The sequence below is a fragment of the Hominifimenecus sp. rT4P-3 genome (genome assembly GCF_051055405.1).
GTDB lineage: Bacteria > Bacillota > Clostridia > Lachnospirales > Lachnospiraceae > Pseudolachnospira.
Map to the genome: position 1 here is coordinate 2,704,075 of NZ_CP167068.1, position 15,943 is coordinate 2,720,017.

Sequence of the window (15,943 nt, forward strand, 5' to 3'; positions counted from 1 at the left end):
TGCTCTCGGCCATTCAATATTTTTCACCCACAAATTACATATATTGTTTTGTTTGCAATATACAATCCGTGTCGCAAACTACCGCTTACTCACAGTATTTCTTCAGTACAGACAGGTATACTTTTGTATCATTTACTAAATTGTCAATAATTACATATTCGTTCGGCTGATGAGCCAAATCATCCAAAGTAGACCAGACTACTGCTGGAATATTCTTTGCACGCAAAATTGCGCCGCAGGTGCCGCCGCCAATTCCACCAAAATAGGCGTCCACGCCGCTTTCTCGAATAGCTTCTACCAGACGCTGTACCACCGGCGCGTCGGAAGGCGTGGCCGGAGGCGCGTCCACACGGGTAATGAATTCATAAGAAATTGTTACGCCCCTTGCCGGATCGGTATATTGCTGAATCACAGCATCCACTTCAGCCATCACTTCATCTACCGTATAGCGAGGCAATATCCGCAGATCCATCACAAAAACATCTTTTCCCGGCATGACATTCGGACTGTCCACATTGGCAAATTTCTGGGTCAGCTCAAAAGTAGATGTCGGCGGATTAAACAACGGATCTGCCTCTCCAAATTTTGCTTTCAGGCGGTCTTCAATCGCCGCACCAAGGTGCATGCCGATGGAACACGCATTCACGCCCAGATGAGGCATGGAAGCATGGGCCTGTTTTCCGTTTACGGTAATTTTCAGCCATACTTGAGACTTCTCCGCAATCTCTACAAAAGCCCCGTCCGGACTTCCGCCATCCGGCACAATCGCTTCATCCTGAGGAGAAAAACGTCCCTGGTCTAACAACGCATGTAATCCGTACTTACTGCCGGTCTCTTCGTCGCTGGCAAAAAGAATCGCTAGATTGCATGTCGTCCGGATTCCCTCTTCCTGGATGATACGACAGACATGAAGAGACTCAATGACAGACTGGCTGTTATCCTCCACACCCAATCCGTAAATTCTGCCATCCTTTTGCACTGGCTCAAACGGATCGGTATTCCAAAGACTTAAGTCTCCTGTATTCACCGTATCGACATGACTGATGATCCAAAGAGTACGGCTGGTGTCTTTGGTGCCTTCATAGCGGACAAGCAAATTCCGGCGTACCCCCTCCTTCACTGCATCATCCGGCACATCGATCACTTCACAGGGAATCCCATGTGCAGTCAGCCAATTTTCAATCCATTGCATCCGGCGATACTCTCCCTCGCCGTTCATTCGGGGGTTAACAGCAGGAATCCGGCTCATAGCCATCATATCCTCCACCATTTCCTCCCGCCGCTCTTCTACCAACTGGTGCAGAAGTTTCAAATCCTTCATTCTATTCTCCCTCCTTGTCTATCTTATTATAGGAGTAGTTCCCTCCTTGTTTGGAGGGAACACGCTCTCTTCTTACTCATCAAAGAGATGACACCGTACAAAGTGCCTCGGCTCCACTTCCCTCATCACCGGGTCCTCCTTCATACAGATCTCCTTCTTGCACGAACACCTCGTATGGAAGCTGCATCCGCTTGGCAGATTCACCGGCGACGGGATCTCTCCCTCACACTTGATCTTCTTCGGCTTCATCGCCTCTTCCTCCGGCGTGATCACTGGGATCGCCGATAACAGCATCTGCGTGTACGGGTGCAGCGGCTTCTCATAAAATACCTTCGTCGGCGCTATCTCGCATATCTTCCCTAAGTACATGATCGCTATCTTCGTCGATACGTTCCTCATCACTCCCATGTCATGCGTGATGAACATATATGTCAGCTTCCTCTCATCATGAAGCTTCATCAGCATGTTCAGGATCTTCGCCTGGATCGATACGTCCAGCGACGACGTCGGCTCATCCAGGATGATAAACTTCGGGTCGCTGCACAGCGCTCTCGCTATCGATACCAGCTGCCTCTCTCCTCCTCCGATTGAGTTCGGCGACTTATACATAAACTCCGGCGGCAGCTCTACCATCTCCAGGATCTCTAAGATCTTGTCTTCTATCTCATTCTTCGGCACGATGTTGTGCACCTTCAGCGGCAGGCTTAAGATCTGCTTCACATCCTGATAGGGGTTTAACGATGAGCCTGGGTCCTGGAATACGATCTGTGCGTTCCTGCGAAACTCCTTGCTTCTTCCTTTCGTCTTCTTCGTGATCGTCTCTCCGTTGAAGATCAGCTCTCCGTCCGTCTGCTGGTACATTCCCATTACCGTGTACGCGATCGTGCTCTTCCCGGATCCTGACTCTCCCACAAGGCCCATCACTTCTCCTTCCGAGATCGTAAAGTTCACTCCGTCTACCGCTCTTACATACCGGTCTTTTCCTACTGCAAAGTACTGCTTCAGGTCTTTTGCCACCAGGATCTCTTTACTCATCTCCTTCACCCCCTTCCTTTCTCTCTTCCTCTGCCTTTCCGGCTTCTTCTGTACTCACCTCCGGGCTCTTCCCGCTTCCTTCCGCTGCCTTCTCTCCATATCGGAAGCACGCTACCTCATGCTCCGGCGAGACCTCTGCCATTCCTGGTCTCTCTTCTCGGCAGATATCCATCGCATGCGGGCATCTCGGACAGAATCGGCATCCTTTCGGCGGGTTCACATAGTCCGGCACATATCCGTAGATTCCTGCCGACAGCCCTCCTCCCGATAACCTCGGCGCGCAGCTTAACAATCCCTGCGTGTATGGATGGCACGCATTGTCGAACAGATCCTGCGTCCGGCATGTCTCGATGATGTTTCCTCCGTACATGATATAGATCCGGTCTACCAGCTGTCTCGCTACTCCTAGCGAGTGCGTGATCATGATCAGCGATCTCTTCTTTTCTTCTACCAGCTCGTGCAGCATCGATAGGATCTGGTCCTGGATCGTTACGTCCAGCGCTGTCGTCGGTTCATCTGCGATTAAAAGGTCCTTCGTCGTCACCATCGCCGATGCGATACAGATTCTCTGTCTCATTCCACCTGACAGCTGGTGCGGATAGCTTCCTAGGATTCTCTCCGGGTCCGACAGCATTACGTTTGTGATCGCTTCTTTCGCTACTTCTTCCAGTTTCTTTTTGTCTGCGCCTGGATACTGCCCCGAATACTTGATGATATCCGTTAGCTGCTTTCCTACCGTAAACACCGGGTTTAACGCCGACATCGGCGACTGCGAGATCATCGATACTCCTTTTCTCCGCAGCTCCAGGATCTCATCTTTACTCATCGTCAGCGTGTCTTTTCCGTGGAACAGAATCTTTCCGTTTGGCACATGGATCAGGTCTTTCGCCAGTACTCCCATGATCGTTTTCATCGTGGTCGTCTTCCCGCATCCCGATTCTCCTACCAGTCCCACTTTTTCCGCCTGGTTTACGTGCAGGTTGATGTGGTCCACTACCTGCGAATATCCACGGTATGTCTTATACCAGATGGAGAGGTCTTCGATGCTCAGTACTCTTTCCGCCATCTTAGTGCCCTCCTTTATCAAACATGTCACGGATTCCGTCTCCTAAGAAGTTGAATCCCAGGATTACAAACGCTACTCCCGCTGCCGGGAAGATCGTCATCCACCATACGTCCGGCATCAGCGACGCTCCGTCTGAGATCATCTGCCCAAACGCCGGCGTCGGCGGCTGCTCTCCTAATCCTACGAAGCTTAACGACGCTCCCATCAGGATTACCCACCCTACGTCTAACGCCATCTTCGTGAAGATCGGCGACAGGCAGTTCGGCAGGATCTCTTTAAACAGGATGTGCGCTTTCGACGCTCCTATCATCTCCGCGTTCTTCACAAAGTATTCCTCTGAGATCGACGACGCGTTTCCATACACCAGTCTCGTGTACCACGGCCACCACATGATCGTTACCGCAAGCATCGAGTTCATCATGTTCGGCTTTAGGATCGATGCGATACAAAGCGCAAGGATCAGCGACGGCACCGATAAGAAGATATCCGATATCCGCATGATCACCGCGTCGATCTTCGTTCCATGGTAATATCCTGCGATCAGTCCCAAAATCGTTCCCACCGGCACCGAGATCGCAAGCACCACCACGCTCATGATCAGCGCTCCTCGGAATCCGTACAGCACTCTCGAGAATACGTCTCTTCCCATCTGGTCCGTTCCGAAGAAATGCTCCATACTCGGCGGCAGGCTTGCGTTCGCATAGTCCACAAAGCTTCCGATGCTTTCCGGGTACGGCGCTATCACCTCCGCAAATACCGCGAAGAAGATCGATACCAGCACCAGGATCAATCCGAATACCGACAGCTTGTTTCTTGTGAATTTATATCGATAGATCTTTAAGTTCTCTTTCGTCGAGGGAGACAGCAGGCCCTTCTTCTTTTTCGTTTCTGAAGTCTTTTCCACTATTTGCCTCCTATTCTCATGCGGGGATCCAGGGCCGCTATGATCAGGTCTACCGCCAGATTTACGATAAAGAAGAGCACCCCTATGATCAACACTACCGCGCAGATTGCGTTTAAGTCTTTGTTTAACATCGCGTTGATTCCGTATCTCGAAATCCCCGGCCAGTTAAAGATCTTTTCTACCAGAAACGCATTTCCAAGCAGCGACGCAAAGTCCATTCCGATTACCGTTACTGCCGACGTCGCCGACGGACGCAGCAGATATTTCTTCGTCAATACTCCTCCCGGCAGTCCATGGCCCGTGGATACCGCCATGTATTCTCTCGTCGAGTTGTCTACCATCGACGAACGCAGCACACGCGCATCCTGTACGATCGGCCCGATCGCAAGCGACAGCGCCGGCAGCAGCAGATGCAGAAAGGCATCCCATGCCACGGAAAACTGGCCTGTCAGCAGACCGTCCAACACAAAGAGTCCTGTGATATGCGTCGGCGGCGCCATACTGCTGCTTAAGCGCCCTAACACCGGGATCACCGGCACCACATATCCGAACAAGAGCAGCAGCAGCACTCCCACTACGAATGCGGGAAGCGCCACGCCTATGTAGGAAAATATCCGGATGATTCCATCGATCCAGGTATTCTTGTGCTTTGCCGCAAGGATTCCCAATATAAAAGAGCCTCCCACGATAAGAACACCAGTCAATAAGATCAATTCCAACGTAGCGGGGAAAAACTGAACGACATCATCTACTACGGCGCGCTTGGTGATAAAGGAGTTTCCAAAGTCCCCCTGGACTACACGGCCCAGCCACTTCACGTACTGTACCGGCAGCGGGTCATAAAGGTTCATCTCCTGGCGCAGCGTTTCTTTCGCTGCCTCCGACGCACGGCTTCCCAGGGCAATGGTCGCTACGTCTCCGGGAACGACCCGGGCGATCGTAAAGATCAGGATCGACGTTCCCAGCAGCACGAAGATTCCCATGAATATCCGCTTTAATAAGAATTTTGCCATTGCGTTTTATCCCTCCTTTCCTTTCTCACAATCTTGTAGAAGCCTCTGAACAATAAATATATCCATTTCCGCTAAATCCCTCCCTTGCTTTCTTCTTGGCTTGTTTAAACACAGTGTATCTTATATAACAAAGTGGCGAAAATACCTTCCGCCACATAATTCTCTTTTCGCAAGTCTCCATCGTCATTCTTTAACACTGTCCGCATGTTCCAGTATTCGTTTTCTTATCCCAGACCGCTCAAAATAATTCTGTTTTTTTCTCTTTTAACCGCAATATTTTCTTTCCATATCACACATTTTAAATGATTATACAGTCTTTCTTCAATGTATGGCAAGTACAAATATGAAAACTTTTTTTGTCTTTTAAATACAAACGCTTTTCTATCGCTTTCTTTTATTTATTTTTTTGTCATATTTTCTATTTTTTTAATATAATCCTCTTGCTCTCATAATTAAAATTAAGCCTGATTGGCATATTTCATCATAGAGGCCAATCAGGCTTTGGGAGAATGATTCCAGTCCTCCCTTCTCGTCAGATCGGAATCATGAGAACAGGCGCTGTTTACTCTCCAAGCTCATGTAAAAACAGACCGCTGCGCAACTTTGGCTCAAACCACGTAGATTTCGGCGGCATCGTATTTCCAGAATCCGCAATATCCATCAACTCGTCCATTCCCGTCGGGTACATGCTGAACGCTACAGCCATCCCGCCGTCTACCAGACGCTCCAATTCCGTAACGCCACGGATTCCACCGATAAAGTCAATACGCGAATCTTTTCTGGGATCGCCAATACCAAGGATCGGCGTTAACAAATTTTCTTGAAGAATGGAAACGTCCAAGCTGCGGACCGGATCCTTCTCGTTGAAACTTTCTGGCCTTGCTTCCAGCAAATACCACATCCCGTCCAAATACATCCCAAAAGTATGGCGGCGCTCCGGACGGCAATGCTCCCCCAAATACTGGAATACTTTAAATTTCTCTTGAACCTTCTCCAAGAAGGCCTCCTGAGACAACCCATTCAGATCACAGACCACCCGGTTATAATCCAAAATGTGAAGCTCCTCGCTTGGAAATGCCACTGCCAAAAAGTAGTTAAATTCTTCTGTTCCATCAAAATCCGGCTTTTGTTCCCGACGGCGCAGCCCAACTTTAACCGCGGACGCCGCCCGGTGATGACCGTCTGCAATGTAGAAATCCGGTATCTCCTGAAACGCGCGCTCCAGCTCTTTTACCGTTTCCTCACAAGAAATCACCCATACCGTATGACGTACGCCGTCCTCCGCCGTAAAATCATACTCCGGCTGATGGTTTGCCATCCACTCCCGCGTCAAATGAGATAATTCTTTGGAGGAACGATAAGTTAGAAAAATAGGTCCTGTATTCGCATTACAAGTATCCACATGGCGAATCCGATCCTCTTCTTTTTCCGCACGGGTCAGTTCATGCTTTTTAATTCGGTTTTCCAAATAGTCATCGATAGAAGCGCAGCCAACGATCCCCGCCTGAGAACGTGCTCCCATAATCTGGCGATAAATATAGTAACAATTTGCTTCTTCTTTTAGATAAACGCCATCTTCGATCATCTGCTTTAAGTTCGAAGCAGCTTTTTCATAAACTGCGTCCGAATACAGATTCACTGATGGTTCCAAATCTATCTCCGCTTTATCTACATGCAGGAAAGAATAAGGATTTCCTGCCGCCATCTGGCGAGCTTCCTCGCTGTTCATCACGTCATACGGTAATGCCGCCACCTTTGCTGCCACTTCTTTTTCCGGCCGTAACGCGGCAAAAGGTCGAAATACTGCCATGATCGATTCCTCCTTTTCTCTCTATATGAATCCTTTTCTAAAATTCCATTCCATAAATCCCAACAGAACTCCCTATTGAACGCAAAACCGTCTTACAATATGTTCCACGATTTCCTCTCCAATATGCTCCTGAGCCTCGGCTGTAGAAGCTCCTATATGAGGCGTAACAGAAACCTTCGGATGAGAACACAGACGAAGGTTCTTTACCGGTTCTTCCTGATAAACATCCAGGCCAGCAGCTGCTACCTTCCCGTTTTCCAAAGCTTCCAGAAGCGCCTCTTCATCGACCAATACGCCGCGCGCTGTATTGATAATGCATACTCCATCTTTCATCTTTGCAATATTTTCTTGGTTAATCAATGGCTGTGCATCTTTCCCCGCAGGTAAATGCAGCGAGATGAAATCTGCTTCTGCCAACAATTCATCCATGGATACCCAAGAATATTCTTCCGCTTCTACTTTTGGACCGCTCCGATTGGTATAGATCACTTTCATGCCAAGAGCTTTCGCCCTTTTAGCCGTCTCTGCTCCAATCCTGCCAAATCCAATCAAACCCAAAGTTTTTCCGTAGATTTCTACACCCGTACAAGCCTTTTTCTCCCAGGCTCCGTTACGCATGCTTACATTGGCAAATGCCAGGTTCCTAGCGACTGCGAACAAGTGTCCAATGGCCAACTCTGCCACAGAAGCGCTGCTGGCGTTCGGCGTATTTTTTACCTCGATTCCCTTTTCGTTCGCATAGGACACATCAATATTATCGACCCCCACGCCGCCGCGGATAATCAGTTTCAACCTTCCGGTCTCTGCCGCCGCGTCCAATACCGGCTTTCTTACCTTCGTCGCTGAGCGCACTACCAGCGCATCAAACGTTTTTACCTGCTCCGCCAAAGCTTCCGGCTCGAAAAACTGAGTGACAACCTCAAAACCCAGCTCTTCCAGACGCTTTACCGCACTTTTGGCCATTCCGTCCGTCACTAGAATACGAATCATGGTGTCCCTCCTCAATGTTTTTTCTCAAAGTCCTTCATAAAGTCGACTAATGATTCCACGCCTTCTATCGGCATCGCATTGTAAATGCTGGCCCGCATACCGCCTACCGTTCGATGCCCTTTCAGATTTTCAAAACCAGCTTCTTTCGCTGCCTTTACAAATGCAGCGTCCAATTCCTTATCCCCAGTCACAAAAGGCACATTCATCAACGAACGGTCTTCCGGTACTACAGTTCCATGGAATAAGCTGCTTTGATCCAGATAATCGTAAAGGATTTTCGCCTTTTTCTCATTATGCTCCTTCATCGCTGCAAGGCCGCCGCGGCGTTTCAGCCATTGGAACACTTTTCCGCAGATATAAATCCCATAGCAGTTAGGCGTATTGTACAGAGAGCCCGCATCCGCATGAATCTTATAGGTCAGCATAGTAGGCGTGCCTGGCAATCCTTCCTCCGGAATTAAATCCTCGCGAATAATCACAATAACCATTCCAGCAGGCCCAATATTTTTCTGTACACCGCCGTAGATCAAGCCATACTTGGTCACATCCACCGGCTCGGATAAAAAGCAGGAAGAGACATCCGACACCAAAATTTTCCCTTTGGTGTTTGGCAGTTTCTTATATTTGGTTCCATAAATGGTATTGTTTTCACAAATGTATACATAATCCGCATCCTCGCTGATCGGAAGATCCGAACAATCTGGGATATAGGAATAGGTCTTATCTTCAGAACTTGCAATCTTGTTGGCTTTTCCATATTTGGCTGCTTCCTGAAAGGCTTTCTTTGACCACTGTCCCGTAACAATATAATCCGCCACACGATTTCTCATCAGATTCATCGGAATCATGGCAAACTGCTGGGAAGCCCCTCCTTGTAAAAACAAAACTTTATAATTATCTGGAATACCCATCAAGTCTCTCAGATCTGCCTCAGCCTCATCTAAAATCCCCTGAAAAACCGCGGAGCGATGGCTCATTTCCATCACAGACATCCCACATCCACGGTAATTTAGCATTTCTTCCGCCGCTTCTTTTAAGACTTCTTCTGGTAATACCGCGGGTCCTGCTGAAAAATTATAAATTCTGTCGTTACCCATTTCGATTCCTCCCATCTTTCTTGAAAGCGCGCACACTTTATTGAATATTTTACTGTTTTTGTTTTATCTTCCCTCTACTCATTTTTATAGATTTATTTTAACGATAGTTTTTCCTCTTTTCCATATAGCCGTTCTACAAATTCCCAACTTTTTTTTGTAGACAATATACGACAACCATACTTCTATATACTTTTTATATATAAGGTTAAAGAATTTGGCTTGGCGGAATTTCCTATTGAAGAATAAAGAATTTCGCTCTGCGAAATTCTTCGCCTGCGGCGGGGCAGCTTTGCTGCCATCTTCCATTCCGCCGCAGTACCCTCGCTTCGCTGGGGCAGACCCTGCGATCCTTAGCGGAGCGTTTTTTTATTCTATAGGAAATTTCAGCGAAATTTCCTATAGAATAAAAAAGAAAGCCTTACGGTTTTGTGGCAATCGCCACCGCAAAACCGTAAGGCTTTCTCTTTCTTTCCATCCTCTCCCTCTCAAAACAGCGTTACGCATCCTCCCGTGCAGTCAAGTCCGCAGTCCAAGAAGACATCCGAATCCCATTTCGAAAAGAAATTCCGACATTATAATAAGTCTTTTCATCAATCTGAATCAACGTCTCTGTGCCAGAGTATACGCCGTCTTTTGAACGATAGGTGGAAATAATGCTGTCTCCCACGATCTCAAATGTCCCTGTCAATGTTCCCAGTTCCGGATTGGAAGACTCCCACCGCAGCGTCATGTTAGAAGACGTCGGAGAAATGGTATAGATATTTGTAAAGCGAGTCGGCTGTTCCGTCAAAACCTCCATGAAGCCTTGCAGGGACCATTTGTCTTCCCGGCGGATCACTTGCACCTCGCCAGCCAAAGCCGATGCGCCCCCTTCCTCATCATAATAGATTCCCGAAGCTTTCCATCCCATCGTCCGATAAAAATATGTATGCTTCACGTTACCTCCTCCATGCTTCCTTCAAAGCCATCGACTTCGTATTTTCACGCTCTATTATAGCGGAACTTCTTCCTTTACGCTACTAGAAATCGATGTTTTCTCAAAAATTCTTTTCCAGTCCACATGGAGGAGCGAATTTGCAAAATCTCCTTTGATTTACGGCTAATATTCCTTGTTTTTAGGATAGGATTCATGATGGATCTATTCTATTTTTACATTTATAATATTTTTATAAAACACCTATATTTTAAAATTGTACTTTTATCTGAAAAAGGAGGATTTCTCTATGGAAGAAAAAAGAACTACTTACTTCCTGGATGGGCTAGAAGAAAATCTTCTTCTCGTCCCACTGATTGCTAGTATTTTTCTAGTTATCTTGGACTTTATTCTTGGCTTTATCCTTGGTGCTACCGCACCGATAACGTTATTCTGCCAACAGTTATCCTATTATTTATTCGCCTGGTATATCTCGATCGTGCTTGGTGTTACCATTAAAAAACGAATGTATCTAGTAGTAGACATCTTTTCCAAAATGTTCCCCAAAAGGCTTCAAAGGGGTGTCGCTATTATCAACGAACTTTTTGAACTCATTGCTATTTGTGTATTCCTATTTGTCAGCTTCCAAGTTGTCGGTAAATATGTAGGCGTGGTCAATGAGAATGCCAATCACATTCCCCTCATTATCGCCTACGCCTCTCTTATTCCTGGATTCACCATTGCTTTTATTCGGAAGATAGAACGCTTTGTCAAGGAGGGAATAAAATCATGATACCAATGTTTCTAATCCTATACTTTGGTTTAATGCTCCTTTTCGGTACGCCTCTGATATACACGATTGTGATCGCTGTACTTTCTATTCCCATATTCTTTGGCACTAGTACGTTAGAATTGACCACTATGGTCGAGGCATTTGTGCAAGGCTCTATTAATACGAATACAGGCCTTACGATTCTTCTCTTCATTCTTGCCGGGGAGCTGATGAGCCGTGGCCAACTGACCGAAAGGATTTTTAATGTTTTCGCGTACTTTCTCGGCAAAAAGAAAGGCTTTATGCCCATCCTTTCCATTGCAACTTGTATGTTTTACGGCGCTATCTCCGGTTCAGGCCCCGCTACTACCGCCGCCGTAGGTGCTATGTGCTATCCAATGCTGGTACAGATGGGATATGATCGAATTTTTTCTGCAGCTATTCTTGTAACTGCAGGATGCCTGGGTATGGTCATTCCGCCTTCTGTCCCCCTGACCGGCGTAAATGCACTTTCCGGCGGCCTCGATCTTACCGTACTGTATGCGGTTTCCGCCGTCGTCGGTGTGGTCGCTGGTTTCTTGATTATACTCTATGCTTATTTCTACTGTTTGCGTAAAGGAAATGGGGATCAAAAAAAGATCAATGCCTGGGTAGATAGTCTTCGTTCTCGTGGTTTCGCCTCTATTATAAAAGAAAGCATCTGGGCGCTTCTAACACCTGTAATCATTCTTGGTTCCATTTTTTCTGGTCTTGCAGATACCGCTGAAGCCGCTGCACTTTCTCTCATTTATGCAGTCTTTGTCAGCCTATTCATCTATAAGACCTCCACCTTCAAAGATGTCATAAAAACGTTGAAAAAGAGCGCCATCAATGGTGCGCCTATGCTAATCATGCTTTCTTTCGCACAGGTTTTCAGCACCGGCCTTGCCGCTACCAACTTAGCCAATGTACTGACGAATGGCATCTTGGGCAACAACATGTCTCCTACCATTCTCATGTGTACATTCTGCATCCTGATGTTAATCATGGGTTGTGTAAATGGTTTAAACTGGATTCAGCTTCTGCCTTTACTCTTCCCGATCATGGTACAGACTGGCTTGGAACCCTTTACTTGCTGTGTCGCTCTCGTTTTAACACAGGCCATTGGCCTTTGTACCCCTCCAATTGGCCTTTGCCTCTTTGTCATGCAGCCTATGGCAAAATGCTCTATCGGGGAACTTGGAAAAGCGATGTTACCGTATCTCGCCATTCTGGTCATTCTCGTATTTATCCTGGTCCTTTGTCCCGGCTTATTTGAAGTTTTTACGGCAAACGGATACGTTCCTGGTATAAATGGTTAAAGAACGCAAAACGATATCAAAAACGCCTCCCGCCCCTCTTTGGCGGGAGGCGTTTTTGATATCGTGTAGGATTTCTTTCTATATTATTTTCTTGTGCTTTTCTTAAAATTAGGCTATACTTTTTCTATACTTTTTAGGTAAACGCAAACAAGCTTAGCGAGTTTCGCAAATGCCTATTATACTTTCTGTTGAAAGGAGACGAAGCTTCCCGCTGGCAAAGACATTCTCTATCCTAACTGCCAACGAAAAGCCAGGATATATGAATATGTCGAATCATATCCTTGCAACTTGCAGGCATCTTGTCTTTTCTTTGTGTAATGCCATTCCGAATTCTCATCCCTGCTGGGAATTCATGTATATTCTGCACGGCAGCTGCGAATTTTCTTGCGGGTTGGCGAAGGAAACCTTGTATGCCGGAGACTTGTGTATTATTGCGCCTCATACCATACATATGTTTAATCACCAAGAAGAGCACACAGATATCTTAAACCTGCTTCTATCGGCAGATTCCGTTTCTACCGAAAATATTCCAGCGGAAGCAAGATATTTTTGCGGAAGTTATCAGACATACCTTCCCTTCCTTTGCAATGGTTTAGAATTGATGGAATCCGAATCATGGGGCAGCAAGGAGCAGAAGGAGTTGATGCAGTATCATCAAGTGCAGCTATTCTGTATTCTTTTTCAAGATATTCTAAAAAAGAATCTCTGCCATTTCCATCGTTTTGAACAAAATACGCTGGTATCTGAAGTCTTTGCCTATGTAAAAGCGCACTACAATGATGACATATCGCTTATCCAGCTTTCCAAAAAGTACTTTATTAGCCCATCTTATTTAAACAAGCTATTTCGGAAATATGCCAATGTCCCTCCTTTTGAGGCGATCATCCGTTGCCGACTGTACCAGGCGGCTCTACGCTTAGTCGATACACAGGAAAGCATCCAGCAGATTGCTTTTCAGTGCGGCTATAACAATGTCGCCGTATTCACCAAGCTTTTTACCCAGAGAAACCACTGCTCTCCCAGAGAATATCGCAGGCGGTACTCTCGACTGTTTCAAAAAGAAATCTATTCCTCTCCTTCCCAAGATTACGACGTGCTGCTAAAACGTCGAATCCTGTAACTCGTTTCAAGAAACTTTTTATTTGTTGTCTTCTTCATAATAAACTGCCAGCGCATCCCGCAAAAAATCCGTAGCGCCGGGAGCGATCTGGTCATAATAAGCGCGGAAACGTTCGTCCGCCGCATACATCTCCCCCATGTTTCGATGCGCTTCCTTGGAATAAATCCCATCCGGCCAGAACAGGCAAAGCCATTTCCGGTGCAGCTCGCAGACCTCCATCGCCAAAGGCCCTGCCGGATTGCCGGTCTCTACGGCCTGGCGCAGCAAATCTTTTATCGCCTCTTCCAACTGCCTTTGCTCTTTCCACTGTTCTTCACTCATACTGCCAAATTTCTCATTTGCCGCTTCCATGGTTTCCTCGCCAAAGTTTTCCCTTAGCTCTTTTCCATACGTTTCTTCATTTTCCTGGAGCATCCTCCGTTTGAAACCCTCAAATTTCTCTTCATCTCTCATAACAACTTCTCCTTTCAGAGAACGGATAGTGTGGTTGACATTGGCAATCAACGCCTCCAACCGTTCTTTTTTTTGCTGTAAGGCAAGCAAATGGCCCTTCAACGCTTGCTCCTGGTCAAACTCCGACGATGCCAAAACATTCCGAATTTCTTTCAGGCTCATCTCCAATTCCCGGAAAAAAAGGATCTGCTGCAAGCGGTCCACTTGAGCCTGAGCGTAAAGGCGGTATCCTCCCTCGCTTACTCTCTCCGGTTTCAACAATCCAATTTCATCATAATACCGTAAAGTACGGGGGCTAACGCCAGATATCGCCGCCAACTGGCTTACTGTGTATTCCATTTTCTCACCTCCAAAATCAGTATAAGGGTTTCCGCAACGGCAAAGTCAAGTGCTATTTTCTTTTAATCATAAAAAAATTTTTCTCAGCCTCTTTACAATGTAAACTTATATTTAATATATGTTGACATTATCTTATTCTCCTTCTATACTAGACCAAAAGAGAACAATACTTTAAGAATCTGAGGTAATCAAGCATGAAACTCGTCACAGATCTAAAACAAAAAATACTGGCTGGCGGCGAAATCTCCCGTTCCGAAGCCCTTGCCTTACTGGAAGTCCCCCTCGAAGAGCTGACCGCCGCAGCAGATGAAATTCGCAAAAATCAGTGCGGCAACGCTTTTGATTTATGTACCATTGTCAATGGGAAATGCGGCAAATGTTCCGAAGACTGCAAATATTGCGCCCAAAGCTCCTACTATTCTACCGCCTGCGAAGAAACGTATCCCCTTCTTCCGGCGGAAATTATCGTAGCCGAGGCCAAGCGAAACGCCGAGCGCGGCGTACTGCGCTATTCGATCGTTACCTCCGGAAAGCGCCTTTCCGATCCGGAGATCAATCAAATGTGCGAAACCATTCGGGCCATAAAAAAAGAGACCTCCATTGAGGTCTGCGTCTCTTTCGGCCTTTTAAATGAAGAGCAGTTTCGCCGTCTCCAAAAGGCCGGCGCTTCCCGGGTGCACTGTAACTTAGAATCTTCTCCCCGCTATTTTCCTGAGGTCTGCACCACCCACACCTATGAAGAAAAAATCGAGACGTTAAAAGCAGCTAAACGCGCCGGTCTTTCCATCTGTTCCGGCGGAATTCTCGGCCTGGGCGAGACGCCGGAAGATCGAATCGATTTGGTTTTGACCGCCCGCGAATTGGGCGTAACATCGCTTCCGGTCAATTTGCTAAATCCGATTCCCGGAACCCCTTACGAGCACAATCAACCGCTTACCAAGGAGGAAGCCTGCCGTTTCATCGCTATCTTTCGCTTCCTGATACCCCGTGCCTCCATCCGTCTGGCCGGAGGCAGAGGGCTGCTAAATGATCAGGGACGTTCCTGCTTTCAAAGCGGCGCCAACGCGGCTATCTCCGGAGATATGCTAACCACCGCGGGCATCTCCATCGAAACAGACCACGCGCTATTGGCCGGCCTTGGCTACCGCGTACAACTTCCGGAAAGTGAAACGATGTCGTCCAGGTCTTCCGGCTTTTGATTACATGCGCGGATACAAAAACCATCTTCCCCATTGCCTTCCAGAATGCTGACACCTCCGTTATAAAGCTTTGTCTTTCCTGTTCCAACTGCAAAATCGGAAAGCCCGGCCAGCAACACGTTGATCGCCGCCCCGTGGGACACAACCGCAGCGGCGGCGTCATTCTTTGCGGCAATTTTAAAAATCGCCTGTTTCATCCGCTCTAGCACCTCAGAAAAAGGCTCCATTCCGCCGGCATCTTCGCTTGCCGATAAAGAAAAATAACTGCTCCGATCGGAAACGCACTTTCCAGAAAATTCTCCCAGATCGCGTTCGATCAACTCCGGCATCACCCGTACATCCTCCGGAGTTAGGCCTGCCCATGCTGCAATCTCCTTCCCTGTATCCACCGCTCTTTGCAGCGGACTGGTATAGACCGCCGTAATGCCCCGTCCTGCCAGAGCCTTCCCGCACGCTTTGGCCTGGGTGATACCCGCGTCATTTAAGGGGACGTTCTCTCTACCCTGGAAACGCATTTGCCGGTTCCAATCGGTCTCCCCGTGACGAATCAAATAAATTTTCATAATCTCCT

The 15,943-nt window shown here is 47.2% G+C and carries 15 protein-coding genes; 4 read left to right on the top strand and 11 right to left on the bottom strand.

Annotated elements, in window-relative coordinates; genetic code table 11:
• Positions 1–85: 85 nt before the first annotated feature.
• The 9 genes from ACCC71_RS12425 to ACCC71_RS12465 all read right to left on the bottom strand — a co-directional run bounded on the left by ACCC71_RS12425 (position 86) and on the right by ACCC71_RS12465 (position 10,173).
• Positions 86–1,321: a M20 family metallo-hydrolase gene (locus tag ACCC71_RS12425; protein WP_434309942.1), complete on the bottom strand. Its 1,236-nt coding sequence runs from the start codon at positions 1,319–1,321 to the stop codon at positions 86–88.
• 72 nt (positions 1,322–1,393) lie between these two features.
• A complete protein-coding gene (locus ACCC71_RS12430) occupies positions 1,394–2,356 on the bottom strand; it encodes an ABC transporter ATP-binding protein (RefSeq protein ID WP_434309943.1) in 963 nt (320 codons plus the stop codon).
• The gene (locus ACCC71_RS12435) at positions 2,349–3,422 is read right to left on the bottom strand and encodes an ABC transporter ATP-binding protein (protein WP_434309944.1); all 1,074 of its coding nucleotides are present in this window, start codon (positions 3,420–3,422) and stop codon (positions 2,349–2,351) included. The genes ACCC71_RS12430 and ACCC71_RS12435 overlap by 8 nt, the downstream gene beginning before the upstream one ends.
• Position 3,423: 1 nt before the next feature.
• On the bottom strand, positions 3,424–4,326 hold the full coding sequence (locus ACCC71_RS12440) for an ABC transporter permease (RefSeq protein ID WP_434309945.1): 903 nt from the start codon (positions 4,324–4,326) through the stop codon (positions 3,424–3,426).
• Entirely contained in the window at positions 4,326–5,339 is a 1,014-nt protein-coding gene (locus ACCC71_RS12445) for an ABC transporter permease (RefSeq protein ID WP_434309946.1), read from the bottom strand. Before ACCC71_RS12445 ends, ACCC71_RS12440 begins: the two co-directional genes overlap by 1 nt.
• A gap of 562 nt (positions 5,340–5,901) precedes the next feature.
• A complete protein-coding gene (locus tag ACCC71_RS12450) occupies positions 5,902–7,149 on the bottom strand; it encodes a DUF1015 domain-containing protein (protein WP_434309947.1) in 1,248 nt (415 codons plus the stop codon).
• Positions 7,150–7,221: 72 nt separating this feature from the next.
• The gene (locus ACCC71_RS12455; protein WP_434309948.1) at positions 7,222–8,139 is read right to left on the bottom strand and encodes a D-2-hydroxyacid dehydrogenase; all 918 of its coding nucleotides are present in this window, start codon (positions 8,137–8,139) and stop codon (positions 7,222–7,224) included.
• An 11-nt stretch (positions 8,140–8,150) separates the two neighbouring features.
• Entirely contained in the window at positions 8,151–9,236 is a 1,086-nt protein-coding gene (gene serC / locus ACCC71_RS12460) for a 3-phosphoserine/phosphohydroxythreonine transaminase (protein ID WP_434309949.1), read from the bottom strand.
• Positions 9,237–9,732: 496 nt separating this feature from the next.
• Positions 9,733–10,173, bottom strand: a complete 441-nt coding sequence (locus tag ACCC71_RS12465; protein WP_434309950.1) for a hypothetical protein — start codon at positions 10,171–10,173, stop codon at positions 9,733–9,735.
• Between the two features lie 286 nt (positions 10,174–10,459).
• Here ACCC71_RS12465 and ACCC71_RS12470 point away from each other — a divergent pair, with 286 nt between their 5' ends.
• The 3 genes from ACCC71_RS12470 to ACCC71_RS12480 all read left to right on the top strand — a co-directional run bounded on the left by ACCC71_RS12470 (position 10,460) and on the right by ACCC71_RS12480 (position 13,381).
• Positions 10,460–10,942 carry a TRAP transporter small permease gene (locus ACCC71_RS12470; protein ID WP_434309951.1) on the top strand — a complete coding sequence of 161 codons (483 nt, stop codon included), beginning with the start codon at positions 10,460–10,462 and terminating at the stop codon, positions 10,940–10,942.
• The gene (locus tag ACCC71_RS12475; protein ID WP_434309952.1) at positions 10,939–12,261 is read left to right on the top strand and encodes a TRAP transporter large permease; all 1,323 of its coding nucleotides are present in this window, start codon (positions 10,939–10,941) and stop codon (positions 12,259–12,261) included. Before ACCC71_RS12470 ends, ACCC71_RS12475 begins: the two co-directional genes overlap by 4 nt.
• 265 nt (positions 12,262–12,526) lie before the next feature.
• Entirely contained in the window at positions 12,527–13,381 is an 855-nt protein-coding gene (locus ACCC71_RS12480; RefSeq protein WP_434309953.1) for an AraC family transcriptional regulator, read from the top strand.
• An 18-nt stretch (positions 13,382–13,399) separates the two neighbouring features.
• Here ACCC71_RS12480 and ACCC71_RS12485 read toward each other — a convergent pair whose 3' ends face one another.
• Positions 13,400–14,173 (bottom strand): MerR family transcriptional regulator, encoded by a 774-nt coding sequence (locus tag ACCC71_RS12485; protein ID WP_434309954.1) that lies wholly within the window; start codon positions 14,171–14,173, stop codon positions 13,400–13,402.
• 194 nt (positions 14,174–14,367) lie between these two features.
• Here ACCC71_RS12485 and bioB point away from each other — a divergent pair, with 194 nt between their 5' ends.
• Positions 14,368–15,372, top strand: a complete 1,005-nt coding sequence (gene bioB, locus ACCC71_RS12490; RefSeq protein ID WP_434309955.1) for a biotin synthase BioB — start codon at positions 14,368–14,370, stop codon at positions 15,370–15,372.
• Here bioB and ACCC71_RS12495 read toward each other — a convergent pair.
• Entirely contained in the window at positions 15,315–15,935 is a 621-nt protein-coding gene (locus ACCC71_RS12495; protein WP_434309956.1) for a histidine phosphatase family protein, read from the bottom strand. The genes bioB and ACCC71_RS12495 overlap by 58 nt on opposite strands.
• Positions 15,936–15,943: the final 8 nt, after the last annotated feature.